The 12431-nt window shown below is 69.4% G+C and carries 12 protein-coding genes; 7 read left to right on the top strand and 5 right to left on the bottom strand.

Annotation, left to right across the window (positions count from 1 at the left end):
• Positions 1 to 168, top strand: a 168-nt coding sequence (locus Q0716_RS02405) for a bifunctional hydroxymethylpyrimidine kinase/phosphomethylpyrimidine kinase (protein ID WP_299019256.1), incomplete at its 5' end; no start/stop codon positions are given.
• Here Q0716_RS02405 and Q0716_RS02400 read toward each other — a convergent pair.
• Both Q0716_RS02400 and fdxA read right to left on the bottom strand, forming a co-directional pair.
• Positions 169 to 1227, bottom strand: coding sequence for an NAD(P)/FAD-dependent oxidoreductase (locus tag Q0716_RS02400; RefSeq protein WP_299019252.1), 1059 nt, complete (start codon positions 1225 to 1227; stop codon positions 169 to 171).
• A 26-nt stretch (positions 1228 to 1253) separates the two neighbouring features.
• Positions 1254 to 1583: a ferredoxin FdxA gene (gene fdxA, locus Q0716_RS02395; protein ID WP_299019248.1), complete on the bottom strand. Its 330-nt coding sequence runs from the start codon at positions 1581 to 1583 to the stop codon at positions 1254 to 1256.
• 209 nt (positions 1584 to 1792) lie between these two features.
• Between fdxA and Q0716_RS02390 the strand changes: the two genes are divergently transcribed.
• Positions 1793 to 3640, top strand: a complete 1848-nt coding sequence (locus Q0716_RS02390) for an alpha/beta fold hydrolase (RefSeq protein ID WP_299019246.1) — start codon at positions 1793 to 1795, stop codon at positions 3638 to 3640.
• On the opposite strand, the gene mnmC is transcribed toward Q0716_RS02390, so the two are convergent.
• Together mnmC and Q0716_RS02380 are read right to left on the bottom strand one after the other, a co-directional pair.
• Positions 3628 to 5628, bottom strand: coding sequence for an FAD-dependent 5-carboxymethylaminomethyl-2-thiouridine(34) oxidoreductase MnmC (mnmC, locus tag Q0716_RS02385; protein ID WP_299019244.1), 2001 nt, complete (start codon positions 5626 to 5628; stop codon positions 3628 to 3630). The two genes, Q0716_RS02390 and mnmC, sit on opposite strands and share 13 nt — an antisense overlap.
• A gap of 1 nt (position 5629) precedes the next feature.
• A complete protein-coding gene (locus Q0716_RS02380; protein WP_299019242.1) occupies positions 5630 to 5905 on the bottom strand; it encodes an oxidative damage protection protein in 276 nt (91 codons plus the stop codon).
• A 238-nt stretch (positions 5906 to 6143) separates the two neighbouring features.
• On the opposite strand from Q0716_RS02380, the gene Q0716_RS02375 reads away from it, so the two are divergent.
• The 5 genes from Q0716_RS02375 to Q0716_RS02355 all read left to right on the top strand — a co-directional run bounded on the left by Q0716_RS02375 (position 6144) and on the right by Q0716_RS02355 (position 11296).
• Positions 6144 to 6923, top strand: coding sequence for a ferredoxin--NADP reductase (locus tag Q0716_RS02375; protein WP_299019240.1), 780 nt, complete (start codon positions 6144 to 6146; stop codon positions 6921 to 6923).
• A gap of 25 nt (positions 6924 to 6948) precedes the next feature.
• Entirely contained in the window at positions 6949 to 7473 is a 525-nt protein-coding gene (locus Q0716_RS02370; RefSeq protein ID WP_132962671.1) for a disulfide bond formation protein B, read from the top strand.
• 18 nt (positions 7474 to 7491) lie between these two features.
• The gene (locus tag Q0716_RS02365; protein WP_299019238.1) at positions 7492 to 8622 is read left to right on the top strand and encodes an NAD(P)/FAD-dependent oxidoreductase; all 1131 of its coding nucleotides are present in this window, start codon (positions 7492 to 7494) and stop codon (positions 8620 to 8622) included.
• 68 nt (positions 8623 to 8690) lie between these two features.
• Positions 8691 to 10367, top strand: coding sequence for a cation:proton antiporter family protein (locus Q0716_RS02360; RefSeq protein ID WP_299019236.1), 1677 nt, complete (start codon positions 8691 to 8693; stop codon positions 10365 to 10367).
• A complete protein-coding gene (locus Q0716_RS02355; protein ID WP_132962668.1) occupies positions 10364 to 11296 on the top strand; it encodes a universal stress protein in 933 nt (310 codons plus the stop codon). The genes Q0716_RS02360 and Q0716_RS02355 overlap by 4 nt, the downstream gene beginning before the upstream one ends.
• A gap of 59 nt (positions 11297 to 11355) precedes the next feature.
• Here the strand turns inward: Q0716_RS02355 and Q0716_RS02350 are convergent, their stop codons facing one another.
• Positions 11356 to 12423 (bottom strand): quinone-dependent dihydroorotate dehydrogenase, encoded by a 1068-nt coding sequence (locus tag Q0716_RS02350; protein ID WP_299019254.1) that lies wholly within the window; start codon positions 12421 to 12423, stop codon positions 11356 to 11358.
• Between the last annotated feature and the right edge of the window lie 8 nt (positions 12424 to 12431).

The following is a 12431-nucleotide window of genomic DNA, read 5'->3' as shown; positions in this document are numbered from 1 at the left end:
GCCATTGCCTCGTTCCTGGCCATCGGCCAGACGCTGGAGGAGGCGGTGCAGTCCGCCCAGGGCTGGGTGCGGGGGGCGATTGCCGCTGGCGCGCATGTGCGCACGGGGCAGGGCAGCGGGCCTCTCAACCACGGCTATGCGCCCGTGCCGATGCGGCTGCTGGATTGATCAGTCTGGCGCTACCCCCAGCAGGCGCTGCAGCCGCGCGCTGGTGGTGGTGTATTCGAGCGCGATGCGCTCACCCGGTCGCAGCGCTTGTGCGATGGCAAAGGCGGCCAGCGTCGCTTCGTGGAAGCCGCACACGATGAGTTTGCGCTTGCCGGGGTAAGCGTTGACGTCGCCCACCGCATGAATACCCGGCTCGCTCGTGCGAAAGCCCTCTGTGTCCACCACCAGGTGTTTGCGCTCCAGGGCCAGCCCCCAGTCGGCGATCGGCCCCAGGCGCGGGTGCAACCCCAAGCGCGGCATGAGCAGATCCAGCGGCAGCGTCAGGCGCTGGTCGTCGACGGTGGCGATGGCCAGCGCTTGTAAGCGTCCCTCATCGTCGGTGAGCACTTCCACCGGTTGGCCCAGGGACAGCCGCACCCAGCCCGCGCCGATGGCGGATTGCAACTGCGCATCCAGATCGGGGTCGATGTCGAAGCGCTCGGTGCGGTGCAACAGCGTGACGTGCGCCGCTTCGCCCTCCGCCAAGCGCAGGGCCAGGCGCACGGCGGCATCCGTGCCGCCCATGACGACGACACGCTGGCCTGCCCAGACGGACGGATCAACGTCCCGATAAAACACCTGCCGCCCTTCCCAACGTTCGAGTGCCGGTAGCGGCACCTTGCGCGGCAAAAACGCCCCGACGCCGGCGGCGATGACGATGGCGTCGCACCAAAAGGTCAGGCCGCCGTCGGTTTGCAACGCAAAGCGCGCCGGGCCGTCGGTGCCCAGCCGCTGCAGGCCCGACACGATTTGCCCCAGGTGCAGCGGCACGCGCAGCGGCTGGAGCTGGCGCAGCAAGCGCTGCGTGAGCTCTTGCCCGCTGCACGAGGGGATGCCCGGGATGTCGTAGAGAAATTTGTCGGGATACAGCTCGGCGCACTGGCCGCCCGCGTGCGCCAGTCCTTCGACGATATGCACCCCTACTTCCTGCAGCCCGAGCTGGAACGCCTGATACAGCCCCACTGGGCCCGCGCCGATGACCACGGTGTCGGTGCGGATGGGGGCGTCGGCGTTCGTCATGGCGTGCAGCCCGACGGCGGCGTGTCTCAGCGCTTGAGCAGCGCGAGCTTACCCGTCATGTCCTTGTACTGGTCTGCGTCGGGCAAGGGCGCCTTGCGCTTGGTGATGCTCTTCCAGGTCGGCAGCTTGGCCAGCTCGGCGTTGAGCGCGATCATGTGCTGCTGGTCACGCGGCACGTCCTCTTCGGCGTAGATGGCACCCACGGGGCACTCGGGGATGCAGACGGCGCAGTCGATGCACTCGTCGGGATCGATGGCCAGAAAATTGGGGCCCTCGCGGAAGCAGTCTACGGGACAGACGTCCACGCAGTCGGTGTACTTGCAGGCGATGCAGGCTTCGGTAACAACGTGTGTCATGGCGCTGGGTCTTATCAGGTGGCGATCGTCGACCCGGCACGGCCGCGGGCCGCGAATCGACAAGCGCCGAATTGTAGGCCGAGCGCACACGGCACTGGGTTGACGCGCGTCATGACAACGTTGGATGAAACGGTTATCGTGTGGCGTGTGCGGTCCAGCGCGGGCGATGCCTTGCTCCTCGCTCGTGCCCATCTGACAGGCCTTACCTCATGAATCCATCCTCTCCCAGCGATCCACCCCTCCATCGCCGTCGCAGCGACGCCGCCGATACCCTAGACCAGCAGGCGTCGGTGGTGCTGGCACAGCTCTACAGTGGGTTGTCGCCCGTTTCACTGGCGTTGGCCGCGACCGATTGGGCCTTGCACCTGTGGAGCGCGCCCGGTTCGCAAATGCGCCTGTGGCGGCAGGCGCTCGCGCAGGGGAAGAACTGGTGGCAGGACGCCGTGCTGGCTGCCGCCCGCACGGCGGTCGTGCCGCCGGGCCCCGGTGCGCCGGGCGGAGACTCGAACGAGCCCACCCCGACGCTGCCCTTCGAGGCCGCGTTGCAGGAGGACCCGCGCTACACCCACCCCGCGTGGCGCCAGTGGCCATGGCGGACGCTCGCGACCGCAGGCAAGGCGACCGAAGCCTGGTGGGAGCAGGCCGCCGCGCTGCGCGGGATGCGCGCGCACAGCCGGGAGCAGATGCGCTTCTATGGCCGGCAGTGGCTGGACCTGTGGGCGCCCAGCAACGTGTTGTGGACCAACCCGCAGGCACTGCAGCGGGCGTGGGAGACGGGCGGACAGTCGCTGTGGAAAGGTTGGGGGCAGGCGCTGCAGGATGTGAGCGTCCGCCTGGGGCTGCAGCCGCCGCCGCAACGCTTTGGGCCGGATGCGGTGCCGGGCCGCGGGCTGGCCACGACGCCGGGACAGGTGGTGCTGCGCAATGCGCTCATCGAGCTGATTCAGTACGCGCCGACGACCCCGACCGTGCAGCGCGAGGCGGTGCTCATCATCCCCTCGTGCATCATGAAGTACTACATCCTGGACTTGTCGCCGCACAATTCGCTGGTGCGCTGGCTGGTGGGGCAGGGGCACACGGTCTACATCGTGTCGTGGAAAAACCCCGACGAAAGCGACGCCTTGCTGGGCATGGACGACTATGTGCGCGATGGGGTGCTGGCCGCGCTCGATCATGTGCATTGCGCGACGGCGGCACCGGTGCATCTGATGGGCTACTGCCTGGGCGGCACGTTTGCGGCCATCGCCGCCGCGGCCCTGGGGGGCGGCGATGCCACGCTGGGCTGCCAGCCGCTGGCGGCGCCCGCGCACCCGCTGGCAAGCCTGACGCTGCTCGCGGCCGAGACCGACTTCAAAGAACCGGGCGAGTTGGGCATCCTGATCGACGAGGCGCAGGTGCGGCTGCTGGAGGACATGATGGCCGCGCGCGGCTTTCTCACGGGGCAGCAGATGGCGGGATCGTTTCAGTTTTTGCACTCGCGGGAGCTGGTGTGGTCGAGTCAAACCCGGCGCTGGCTGCTCGGCGAGGACGAGATCGGCAACGACCTGATGGCGTGGAATGCCGATGTGACGCGCCTGCCCGCGGTCATGCACAGCCAGTACCTGCGCAGCTGCTACCTGAACAACGATCTGGCCGAGGGACGTTTTCGGTTCGAGGGGCAGCCGATTTCGCTGCGCGACATCCGGGTGCCGGTGTTTGCCGTCGGCACCATCAAGGACCACGTCGCGCCGTGGCGCTCGGTGTACAAGATCCATCATTTGGTGTCGGCCGAAGTGACGTTTGCCCTGACCAATGGCGGGCACAACGCCGGGATCGTATCCGAGCCCGGACACCGGGGGCGTTACCACCATGTGCGCACGACGCCGCTGGACGAACCGTGGCGCACGCCCGACGAGTGGCTGGCCGTGGCCCCGCGCGTCGAAGGCAGTTGGTGGCCGACGTGGGGCGACTGGCTGCGCCGCCACTCCAGCGGCGAGGTGCCGGCGCGGACCCCGCCCGTGCACCGGGGGCTGGGCCCCGCGCCGGGCCAATACGTGATGGTGCGCTACGGCGATTGAGAGTAGCGGCCAGAATCGGCGGCCGACGCGGGTGCGCCCCGCGTGGCGAAGCGCTGGGCCAGCAAGGCGCGCGCCAATGCGGGCTCCAGCGGCCACGGTTCGCCATGCAGGCCCGCGGCGAGCACTTCGCCACACAGCGCGGACAACGTCAGACCGCGCGCGCCCAGCCCGGTGATGACGTGCAAGCCCGGCAGGGTCTCGGGGTTCACGGCCCCCACCGCCGGGAAGCGATCCGGCAGCGTACAGCGCACGCCTGCCCAGGCCTGCGCCTGGGACCACAACGGCGACAGCGCCGCCGCCGCACGGGGTAGCAAGCGGCGCAGCTTGTCCCAATTGGCGGCATGATCGTCCGCGCGGATCGTGCGGTCGGTGCTGCCACGAACGAAGGTCGAGCCCATGCACCAGACGGGGCGGCCGTCTGGACCCGGCACGCCCGCGATAAGTGAGCCATGCCCATTGACGGGGTGGCGCGGTAGCGCCGCGGCCACGTCGGGCGGCAGGGCCTCCATCGGGCCCCACGCCACCTGCCCACGCAGTGCGTGCAGCGGCAGCGGGGCGCGACCCTCGGCCGCCAGCAGCGCCAGTGAGTCGAAGCCCGCGCACACCACCACGATATCGCCTTGCGCGAGCAGCGCCCCTGTGGCGTCATGGGCACTCCAACCGTGCCCGCCCGCTTGCCGCCGCAAGTGCGCCACGGCGGCCCCGCCGACGAAGCGGATGCGCGGGTGTGCCAACTGCGCCGCCACCAGCCGCGCGGGCCGCAGCCAGGCCGCACGCGGGTGCCACAGCGCGGGCGTTTCAGGGGGCAGTCCAACCGCGACGATCGATTCGGGGGTGGCGGCCTGGCTCCACGCGGCGCGCTGCTCGGTCCAGTCGTCCGGCGCGGGCAGGGCGTGTTTGCCTTCCACGCGGTGTTCCAGCACGCCACTGGCCGCCCCATCGATGCCGGGTGTGAGCAGCAGCTGTGCGCGCTCCAGCGTGCAGGCCAGCCCGGCGCGCGTCAGCCGCGACAGCGGGGCATCGTCGGGCGAGACGTGCGGGGCGACCAAGCCCACGGGCAGGCCAGATGCCCCTGCGGCGGGCGTGTCGGCCTGGTCCAACACCGTCACCCGCCAACCCCGTTGCGCCAGACTCCAGGCCGCGGCGGACCCGGCCAGTCCGGCCCCGATGACCAGCGCGTGCCGGCCGTTCGGGCCAAGATTGTCCGGGGTGTTGGGGGCGTGGCGCAGCGACGTGCGCGGGGTCCACGCGGGGGCCCAGCGCGCGCGCAGGGAATGCCGCTTGGGCGGCAAGCCCGGGGCTTTTTCAACCTGGAACCCCGCTTGCGTCAGCGCCTCGCGCACCGAGCGCGCCACCGTCCAGGTGGCCAGCCGGGTGCCGGGGCGGCACAGGCGCGCGACCGCGCGCATGAGGGGCGGCGACCACATGTCGGGGTTGGCGGCGGGGTCGAAGCCATCGAGGAACACGCTGTCCACGGGCACGTCGAGCGTGGGCAGCCAGCGCTGTGCGTCGCCCACGCACAGCGTCAGCCGCAGGTGGCGCACACGGCCGGTGGCGTCGGTCGCTTGCCACGCCCAACGGTGCACGCCGGGCAGCAGCCCCACCCAGCGCTTGGCCAGTGACTGCGCCAGTGCCTGCAAGGGCGCAAACGGTGCGGCGCTGCGGCGCAGGTCGTCGGCACTGACCGGATGGGCCTCGGTGGCGGTGTAGAACAGCGTCTCAGGCGCGTCGGGGTCGTCGCGCCAGGCACGCCAGGTAGCCAGAAAGTTCAGTCCCAGGCCGAAGCCGTTTTCCAGCACATGCCAGCGGGGTTGGCCGCGCCACACCGCATCAGGCCCCGGCGGCCACAGGCCGCAGCCGCCCAAAAACACGTGTTGCGCCTGCGCCCAACCGCCGTGGCCGTCGGCGCCGCGGCTGCGGTAGATGTCGCCAAAGCGCGGGCTGCGTGGCGTGCCGTCCGGCAGCCACTCGACCACGGCGTCACCCATGTCACCCCTGCGTGGGTGGCACGTAACCGGCCGCGACGTCGGCGCCCTCGCCGAAAAAATGTTTTTCCATCTGCCGCGCCAGGTACTGGCGCGCGCGGGCGTCGGCGAGGTTCAAGCGGTTTTCGTTGACCAGCATGGTTTGGTGCCGCAGCCAGTCTTGCCACGCCTGTTTGCTGACATTGTCGTAGATGCGCTTGCCCAACTCGCCAGGGTAGGGGGGAAAGTCCAGTCCTTCGGCTTCGATGCCGAGTTTGATACAGCGAACGGTGCGTGCCATGGGTGATGCTCCTGTGCGAATGTGTGCTTCATGCCATGCCGTCATAACGGCGTCGGGGCAACGGTATAACGGCTTTGTTACGATCGGCGTATGGTCTGGTGTTCGCCATCGGCGACCAGCGACCCCGAGACTGTAGCGCAGTCGTGCTGCCCCAGCGTGGTCAGGGTTGAGACAGGTCAACCCCGCAGGCCCGGATCGCCGTTACCCTCGCCCGTATCTTTTTCGACTCCCTTCCATCATGAGTGCATTCGACGACGAACGTGTTTTGACCGTCCATCACTGGACCGATCGGCTGTTTAGCTTCACCACCACGCGCAATGCGGGGCTGCGCTTTCTCAACGGCCAGTTCACCATGATCGGTCTGCGGCTGGAAAATGGCAAGCCGCTGCTGCGCGCTTACAGCATCGTGTCGGCCAACTATGAAGAGCACCTAGAGTTTCTCAGCATCAAGGTGCCCGATGGGCCGTTGACCAGTCGCCTGCAGCACATTCAGCCCGGCGACCACATCATCGTCGGGCACAAGCCGACCGGCACGCTGGTGATCGACTACCTGTTGCCGGGCAAACACCTGTATTTGTTCGGCACCGGCACCGGCCTGGCGCCGTTCATGAGCATCATCCGCGACCCCGCCACCTACGAGCGCTTCGAGCACGTGGTGCTGGTGCACGGCGTGCGCCTGGTGGCCGAGCTGGCCTACCGCGACTACATCACCCAGGAGCTGCCGCAGCACGAGTTTTTGGGTGACATGGTGCGCCAGCAGCTGCGCTACTACCCCACGGTGACGCGCGAGCCGTTCGAGCGCCAGGGGCGCATTCCGCAACTGGTGGAAAGCGGCCAGATGGCGCGCGAGCTGGGCTTGCCCCAGCTCAACCCGGAGACCGACCGCGTGATGATCTGTGGCAGCCCGGCCATGCTGCGCGACCTCAAGGCCATGTGCGAGCGCTACGGCTTTGTCGAAGGCAACACCAGCACGCCGGGGCAGTTCGTCATCGAGCGTGCGTTTGCCGACGCCAACTGAGGCGGCGCGCAAGGGGCCGGCGACCATGAACGTGGCCGAACGGGGTGGGTGGGCAACGCTGGCCGCCCGGCCACGCGTTGTGGCGGCGGGGGTGGCGCTGTGGTGCCTGGGGCTGCTGGGCTTTGGGCTGTACCTGCAGCACGTCGTCGGGCTGGAGCCGTGCCCGATGTGCATCGTGCAGCGCTACGCGCTCGTCGGGGTGGCGCTGCTGACCGCGCTGGCCGCCGCGCTGCCCCGTCGTGGGGCGCGCCTGGGGCTTATCGCCGCCGCGCTGGTGGTGGCGGGGTTGGGGGCCTTCGTCGCGGCGCGGCAGTCGTGGCTGCAGTGGTTCCCTCCCGAGATCCAAGCCTGCGGACGGGATTTCTACGGCATGATCGAGGCCTTCCCCCTCAAGCGGGCCATTCCGATGATCTTTCGCGGCAGTGGTGACTGCACCGCGATCGACTGGACCTGGCTGGGGCTGACGATCGCCAACTGGTCGTTCCTCAACTTCGTGGCCATGGCCGCCGTGTGCCTGACCCTGCTGGTGGGGGGCGCGCGCCGCCGCTGAAGGCGCGGGCTTGCGGCGATGGATCGCGTGGGTGCCCTGGTCGTCGGCGCGGGCGTCATCGGCCTGGCGGTGGCGCGCGCGCTGGCACAGGCCGGGCGCGAGGTGGTGGTGCTGGAGCGCGCCACGGCGATCGGTACCGGCGTCAGTTCGCGCAGCAGCGAGGTCATCCACGCCGGGCTGTACTACACGCCCGGGTCATGGAAGGCCCGCCTGTGCGTGCGCGGCAAGGCGCTGCTGTACGACTACGCGCAGCGCTCGGGGGTGGGGCATCGGTGCTGTGGCAAGCTGGTGGTGGCCGCCGACGCGGCCGATGAAGCGACGCTGGAGGGGCTGGCCCGGCGCGCGGCGGCCAACGGCGTGCCGGTACAGCCGCTGGACGCGGCGCAGGTGCAGCGGCGCGCCCCCGCGCTGCGTGCAGCGGCGGCGTTGTGGTCGCCTACCACCGGCATCGTGGACAGCCACGCGCTGATGCAGGCGCTGCACGCCGATGTGCAGCGCGCCGGCGGTGTGGTGGCGTTGGGGTCGGTGTTCGAGGGGGCTGAGCCGATCGGCGCGCGCGGCGAGGGTGGCTGGCGTGTGCATGGCCACACGCTGGCAGGCGAAGCCTTTGCGCTGCAGGCCGACGTGCTGGTCAACGCGGCCGGTTTGTGGGCGTGCCACGTGGCCCGCGCGGTGCAGGGGCCGCCCCCGCAGGCGTGGCCACGCCCACGCTACGCCAAGGGGCACTACTTCGCGCTGCGGGGGGCGGCGCCGGTGGATTGTCTGGTGTACCCGGTGCCGCGCGACGCATGGCTGGGTGTGCACCTGACGCTGGACCTTGGTGGACAAGCCCGGTTTGGCCCCGACCTGCAGTGGCTGCCCGATGCGTCGCCGCAGACCTTGACCTACGACGTTGACGGTACACGCCAGGCGGCGTTCGAAGCCGCCATCCGCCGCTACTGGCCCGGGTTGCCAGCCGACGCGCTGCAGCCGGCTTACGCCGGCGTCCGGCCCAAAATCCACGGCCCCGACGAACCCGCGCCGGACTTCGCGCCGGTGGGCCCGGAGCAGCACGGCTGGGCGGGCCTGGTGCATCTGCTGGGCTTCGAATCCCCGGGCCTGACCAGCGCGCTGGCGGTGGGCGAGGTGGTGGCGACGCTCCTGGCCTGACGACGGCCTCTGGTGACGCGGGCGCGGCCAGGGGAACCATCCACGCGACGCTGAATCGGCACAGGGATATGACGATCGATCCCTTCGCCGAATTCGCCATGCTGCTGCTGGTGGCTGCGGCTGCAGGGGCGATGTTCGTGCGTTTGCGTCAGCCCGTGCTGATCGCTTACATCGTGGTCGGCATCGCGTTGGGCCCTGCGGGCCTGGGGTGGGTCAAGGCGCACGACCAGGTGGCGCTGCTGGCCCAAATCGGCGTGACGGTGCTGCTGTTCATCGTCGGGCTCAAACTCGACTGGCACCACGTACGGCACATCGGCCCTGTGGCGCTGGCCACCGGCCTGGGGCAGCTGGCCTTCACGATCGCCCTGGGGTTTGGATTGATCCTGGCGCTGGGCAAAGACGTGATGACGGCGCTGTACGTGGCGGTGGCGCTGACCTTTTCGAGCACGATCATCATCGTCAAGCTGCTGACCGACAAGCGGGAGCTCGACTCGCTGCACGGGCGCATCGCGGTGGGTTTTTTGATCGTGCAGGACCTGGCGGTGGTGCTGGCCATGATGGCGATGAGCGCCCTGAGGGCTCCCGAGGGTGCCGATGGTGCCGTTGGCTGGGGCGTCGTGGGGTCGTTGGTCGGGCGGGTGGTGTTGGCGGTGGCGCTGATTGCAGGCTTGATGCGCTGGGTGTTGCCGCGGGTGACCGCGATGATGGCGCGCTCCCAGGAGTTGCTGCTGATTTTTGCCCTGGCCTGGGGTCTGGGCCTGGCGGCGCTGGGGGCCTGGGCCGGTTTTTCGATGGAGGCCGGCGCGTTCGTCGCGGGGTTCACGCTGGCCTCGACCCACTACCGGGAAGCGATCAACGCCCGGCTGGGCGGTGTTCGCGATTTTTTGTTGCTGTTTTTTTTCATACACCTCGGGGCGGAGTTGGATCTGTCCACGTTGGGGCAGGAGCTCGTGCCCGCGCTGGTGTTGTCGCTGTTTGTGCTTGTGGGCAACCCGCTGATCGTCATGGCGATCATGGGCTACATGGGCTACCGCAAGCGCACGGGCTTTTTGGCGGGCCTGACGGTGGCGCAGATCAGCGAGTTTTCGATCGTCTTCGTGGCCATGGGCATCTCGCTGGGCCACATCGATACGCAGGCGTTGGGGCTGACCACGCTGGTCGGGCTGATCACGATCACCCTGTCGACGTACATGATTCTGTACTCCCACCCGTTGTACGAGCGCCTGGCCCCGTGGCTTGACATCTTTGAGCGGAGGCGACCGTACCGCGAGTTGGCCGTGGACCGCCACCCACCGCGCAGCGGTGAGGCGGATGTGCTGGTGTTCGGCCTGGGGCGCTACGGCAGCCGGCTGCTGCGCGAGCTGCACCAGCGTGGTGTCACCGCGGTCGGGCTCGACCATGACCCGGAGCTGGTGCGCGAACTCAAGCGCCAACACTTGCCGGTGCACTACGGCGACGCCGAAAACCCCGACTTCTTGGAGTCACTGCCGTTGTCGTCCACCCGGTGGGTGGTGGTGACGCTGCCCCTGGTGGCATCGGCCCGCACGCTCGTGTACGCGCTGCGCATCGCGGGCTACCGAGGCCCGATCGCGGTGGCCGCCCGCGACGAGGCAGCGCTGGAGGAGCTGCAGCGGCTTGATGTGCAGCACATCTATCAACCTTACCGCGACGCAGCGTTGCACGCCGCGCAACACCTGGCCAGTGTCATGCGCCCGGCCAACGTTGGTCCAGGAGCCGATCCATGAGCGAGGGCGTCACGACCACCACGTGGCCGACCACGTTGCCGCAGGGGGGCGTGGTGGCGGCAACCGATTTTTCCCCTGGCGCGCAGGCCGCCGTGCACCGCGCCGCACGCCTGGCGCAAGGCCTGGGCACGCACCTGACGGTGCTGCACGTGCTGCAACACGACTGGATAACCGAGCTGACGACATGGCTCGGCGGGGCCCAGCCCCGTGAGCGCATCGTGGCCGATGCCCGAGCGACGCTGGAAGAACTCGTGCATGCGATGCGGGCGCAGTCGCCCGCGCTCGCCGTGCATGCGGCCTTGGTCGAGGGGCACCCCGTGCGCGACATCGACGGGGTCGCGCGGCAATGCCAACCGTACTGCGTGGTGCTGGGGGCCAGCGGGCGGGGCGGCGCGCAGTTGCCGGTGCTGGGCACCACCGTCGAGCGCCTGCTGCGCAAGGCGGGCCAACCTGTGCTGGTCGTGCGGCAGCCGCCGCAGCGGAGTTACCAGCGTGTGCTCGTGGCGGTGGATTTTTCCCCTTGGTCGGCTCCCACCCTTGACCTGGCGGCTGCGGTGGCGCCGCAGGCCAACATCTGGCTGTTGCATGCCTACACCGTGCCCTACGAGGAAAAGCTGCGCTTTGCTGGGGTTGACGACGAGATGATTGAGCTGTACCGCCAACGCGCCCGGGAGCGCGCTCGCAACGGTTTGCACCACCTGGCGCAGCAACGGGGCTGGCCCCCGACGCGCTACCAAACCGTGCTGCACGAGGGCGACGCGGCGCCCGCCCTGGTCTACGAGGCCGTGCAGCGCGATTGCGACCTGGTCGTCATTGGCAAGCACGGTGTCAGCGCGGCTGAGGAACTGCTGTTGGGCAGCGTCACCAAGCACGCGCTGGCGCAGGTGCCATGCGACGTGCTGGTGTCAACGCTGCAGGCGTCGGCGTGACGCGGCATCCGCGCTGCCGGTGCGTGGGCGCCCGCGTCAGCCCTGGGGCTGACCGATCATCACCCCGCGCGGGTGCCAGGCGCGTGGTCGCGCAGCGCCCGCGCCGCCTCCGTGACCAACGCCGGCCCGCGGTAAATCAGCCCGGTGTAGAGCTGCACCGCGTCGGCGCCGGCGCGCAGCTTGGCCACGGCGTCGTCGCCACTGAGGATGCCCCCGACACCGATGATGGGGAAACCCGGCCCCAGGCGCGCCCGCAGCGCCGCGATGACGCGGTTGCTTGGTGCGGCCAGCGGCGCGCCGGACAGCCCGCCGGCTTCGTCCGCGTGGGGCAAGCCTTGCACCGCCTCGCGCGCCAGCGTGGTGTTGGTGGCGATGACCCCATCGATACCGTGGCGCTGCAGCGCGTCGGCGATGGCGCCGATCTGCGCCTCGTCCAGGTCGGGGGCGATCTTCAGGAAGAGGGGGCGGTGCACGCCATGCTGGTCAGCCAGCCGCGCACGCTCGTCGGTGAGCGCGGCGAGCAACCGCTCCAGGGCTTCGTCGCTTTGCAGTTGGCGCAGGTTGCGCGTGTTGGGGCTGGAAATGTTGACGGTGACGTAGTCGGCGTACGGGTACACGCCGCGCAGCCCAAGCAGGTAGTCCTCCACCGCGCGCTCGATGGGGGTGTCGGCGTTTTTGCCGATGTTGAGGCCCAGCACCAACGCCGGCTGCCCCTGCTGGCGCACGCGGCTGGCGCGCACGTGGGCGACGAAGGCCTCCAGCCCCTCGTTGTTGAAGCCAAAGCGATTGATGAGCGCTTGGGCTTGGGGCAGACGAAACAGGCGCGGCTTGGGGTTGCCGGGCTGGGGCCTGGGCGTGACGGTGCCCACCTCGACAAAGCCAAACCCCATGGCCGCCCAGGCGTCGATGCATTGCGCGTTTTTGTCCAACCCAGCGGCCAGCCCCACGCGGTTGGGCAGCGTGAGCCCTGCCAGCCGAATGGGGTCGTGCACACGCGGCTGCGCCAGCAACCCCAGCAGCGGTGTGTGTTGCAACCGCTGCAGGGTGTGCAGCGTCAGCTCGTGGGCGTGTTCGGGGTCCAGCGCGAACAAGGCGCGGCGCGTCAGGCCGTAGGGAATCCAGCTCATTGGATAAT

Source organism: uncultured Tepidimonas sp., assembly GCF_938045175.1.
In the GTDB taxonomy this organism is placed as follows: domain Bacteria; phylum Pseudomonadota; class Gammaproteobacteria; order Burkholderiales; family Burkholderiaceae_C; genus Tepidimonas.
This window is presented reverse-complemented; position numbering and strand designations above follow the sequence as displayed.

Bases quoted from the DNA above. Each gene is read 5' to 3' on its own strand.
- Q0716_RS02355 (WP_132962668.1), top strand. From the start codon at position 10,364: ATGAGCGAGGGCGTCACGACCACCACGTGGCCGACCACGTTGCCGCAG.
- Q0716_RS02360 (WP_299019236.1), top strand. From the start codon at position 8,691: ATGACGATCGATCCCTTCGCCGAATTCGCCATGCTGCTGCTGGTGGCT.
- Q0716_RS02380 (WP_299019242.1), bottom strand. From the start codon at position 5,905: ATGGCACGCACCGTTCGCTGTATCAAACTCGGCATCGAAGCCGAAGGA.
- Q0716_RS02390 (WP_299019246.1), top strand. From the start codon at position 1,793: ATGAATCCATCCTCTCCCAGCGATCCACCCCTCCATCGCCGTCGCAGC.
- Q0716_RS02350 (WP_299019254.1), bottom strand. From the start codon at position 12,423: ATGAGCTGGATTCCCTACGGCCTGACGCGCCGCGCCTTGTTCGCGCTG.
- fdxA (WP_299019248.1), bottom strand. From the start codon at position 1,583: ATGACACACGTTGTTACCGAAGCCTGCATCGCCTGCAAGTACACCGAC.
- Q0716_RS02400 (WP_299019252.1), bottom strand. From the start codon at position 1,227: ATGACGAACGCCGACGCCCCCATCCGCACCGACACCGTGGTCATCGGC.
- Q0716_RS02375 (WP_299019240.1), top strand. From the start codon at position 6,144: ATGAGTGCATTCGACGACGAACGTGTTTTGACCGTCCATCACTGGACC.
- Q0716_RS02365 (WP_299019238.1), top strand. From the start codon at position 7,492: ATGGATCGCGTGGGTGCCCTGGTCGTCGGCGCGGGCGTCATCGGCCTG.
- Q0716_RS02370 (WP_132962671.1), top strand. From the start codon at position 6,949: ATGAACGTGGCCGAACGGGGTGGGTGGGCAACGCTGGCCGCCCGGCCA.
- mnmC (WP_299019244.1), bottom strand. From the start codon at position 5,628: ATGGGTGACGCCGTGGTCGAGTGGCTGCCGGACGGCACGCCACGCAGC.